This window comes from Kitasatospora sp. NPDC057518, from assembly GCF_042802075.1.
Lineage (GTDB): Bacteria > Actinomycetota > Actinomycetes > Streptomycetales > Streptomycetaceae > Kitasatospora.
The window spans coordinates 1-2,371 of the sequence record NZ_JBHVEU010000718.1 but is presented as its reverse complement, the minus strand read 5'-3'; the positions used below and the strand labels follow the sequence as shown (position 1 = coordinate 2,371).

The window sequence follows — 2,371 nt, the reverse complement described above, 5'->3', positions numbered from 1 at the left end:
CCGCGCCCCTGCTGGGGCGCGGGGATTTGGTGTCTGGGGAGGAGACGCGCCCGGGGGGTCCGGGGCGGGGCCCAAGGCGGGGACGCAGGGCGCGGGGAGGACCCGCCCATGGGTCTTGGGCCCGGGTTCGGGGCCGGAGGGGCTGTCGGCGCCGGGTGGGGTGAGGCCGATCGGGGGGTTCAGGGGCTGGTCAGGAGTGGGTTGTAGGATGACCGGGCAAGCGGTTGTAGGATGACCGACGACTGGTTTCGGCGTGTGCGGTGGGAAGGGAGGTCCGGCATGAGCGGCGGTCTGCAGGCGGCCGGGCGGCGTTCCCTGGTGGACACCGCGATCGAGCAGTTGCGGGAGCAGCTGGCCGGTGGGGCGTGGCCGGTGGGGTCGCGGATTCCCACCGAGCACGAGCTGGCCGAGCAGCTGCGCGTCGGGCGGAACACCGTGCGGGAGGCGATCCGGGTGCTGGTGCACGCCGGGATGCTGGTCTCCCGGCAGGGCGAGGGGACGTTCGTCCGCTCCACCAGCGACCCGGCGTCCGTGCTGCGCGGCGTCCAGCGCTCCGGCATCCGGGACGTCCTGGAGGTCCGTGCGGCGCTGGAGACCGAGGGCGCCCGGCTGGCCGCGCTGCGGCACACCCCCGAGGACGTCCGGCGGATGCGCGCCGCCCTGGCCCGTGAGGCCGAGGTGTTCGCGGCGCACCCCGAGCGGGCGAGCCGCGAGGCCACCGTCGAGCACGACCTGGAGTTCCACACCGCCGTCGTCGAGGCCGCGCACAACCCCGCGCTGGCCGAGGTGTACCGCTACTTCGGTGCCTCCGTCCGCGAGGCGATGACCTCCGCCTTCGGCGACCACGACATGCCCGAGGCGGTCGTGGCCACCCACGAGGCGCTGGTCGACGCGATCGAGAGCGGTGACCCGGACCGGGCCGAGGCGGCGTGTCGTGCGCTGCTCGCCGGCCCGACCGCGGCCGTCGAGCAGCTGCTCGCGGCCATCGCGGCCCGGAAGTAGGACGGCGCGAGCCTCCCTTCCGCCGTCCGCTTCCCCCGCACATTCACGAAAGAACAGCACACCCATGGCCGTCACCCGTGCCCAGCAGCCGGTTGTCACCGCTCCTGCCCCGCTCCCCGGCCGCGCCCGGCTGGCCCATCCGCTGCTGCTGCTGACCGGCATCGTGCTGGTCGCGCTGAACATGCGCGCCTGTCTGGCCGCGGTCTCCCCGATGGTCGGCGAGATCCAGCGGACCTTCGGCCTCTCCGCCACCGCGAGCGGTCTGATCACCACCGTCCCGGTGCTGTTCCAGGGCGTCGGCGCCCCGCTCACCCCCCGGCTGACCCGCCGTTTCGGCGCCGAGCGGGTGGTGCTCGGCGCGGTGCTGGTGCTGGGTGCGGGCGTGCTGCTGCGGGTGCTGCCCTCGGTGGCGGCCCTGTACGCGGGCTGCGTGGTGATCGGCGTGGCGATCGCGGTGCTGAACGTGTCGATGCCGGGCCTGGTCAAGCGCGAGTTCCCGGACCGCGCGGCCACCATGACCGGCGTCTACTCGACCACCATGCTGGTCGGCGCCACGCTCGCGGCCGGCACCTCCGTCCCGCTGGAGCACGCGCTCGGCGGCGGCTGGCGGGCCTCGCTCGGCGCCTGGTCGCTGCTCGCGCTGGTCGCGGCGGTGGCCTGGCTGCCGCAGGTGCTGCGCTCCCGCCAGGAGCGGCAGGGGGCGGTGGCCGCGGCCGCCGCGCCGGCCAAGCCGATCGAGGGCATCTGGAAGTCCGCGCTGGCCTGGCAGATCAGCCTCTTCATGGGCATCTCGTCGCTGCTGGTCTACACCCTGGTCGCGTGGATGCCGACGATCCTGGCCGAGCACGGCATGGACCGCGGCCAGGCCGGTCTGGTCTTCGCCTTCTCCAACCTGGTGCAGGTGGCGGGCGCCTTCCTGGTGCCGCTGATGGCCGGCCGGATGACCAGCCAGCGCGCGCTGGCGGTGGTCATGGTCGCCCTGAACGGGCTGGGCATCGCGATGCTGCTGGTCGCGCCGGTCTCCGCCGCGTGGGTGTCGGCGACGATCCTGGGTGTGGCCCAGGGCGGTTCGCTGGGCCTGGGCCTGGCGTTCATCGTGCTGCGCACGAACACCGCGGCCGGTGCCGCCCAGCTGGGCGGGATGTCGCAGGCGATCGGCTACCTGGTCGCGGCGGCCGGCCCGGTCGGCGCGGGTGCGCTGCGCCAGCTGACCGGCGGCTGGGAGACCCCCCTGGTGCTGATGCTGGTGCTGGTCCTGGTGGTCGGCGCGGCCGGCTGGGGCGCGGGCCGCAACCGCACCCTCTGAACCGACCGCGCGCACTACAGCTCCGGACGGCGGTGAGCCCCGGACACCCTCACAGGTGTCCGG

General features: G+C 74.7%; 2 protein-coding genes. Both read left to right on the top strand.

Annotated features, from left to right (window positions below):
- Positions 1 to 279: 279 nt before the first annotated feature.
- Positions 280 to 1,002, top strand: a complete 723-nt coding sequence (locus ACFU7Z_RS38730) for a FadR/GntR family transcriptional regulator (protein ID WP_049652863.1) — start codon at positions 280 to 282, stop codon at positions 1,000 to 1,002.
- A 64-nt stretch (positions 1,003 to 1,066) separates the two neighbouring features.
- The gene (locus tag ACFU7Z_RS38725) at positions 1,067 to 2,308 is read left to right on the top strand and encodes a CynX/NimT family MFS transporter (protein WP_375877084.1); all 1,242 of its coding nucleotides are present in this window, start codon (positions 1,067 to 1,069) and stop codon (positions 2,306 to 2,308) included.
- Positions 2,309 to 2,371: the final 63 nt, after the last annotated feature.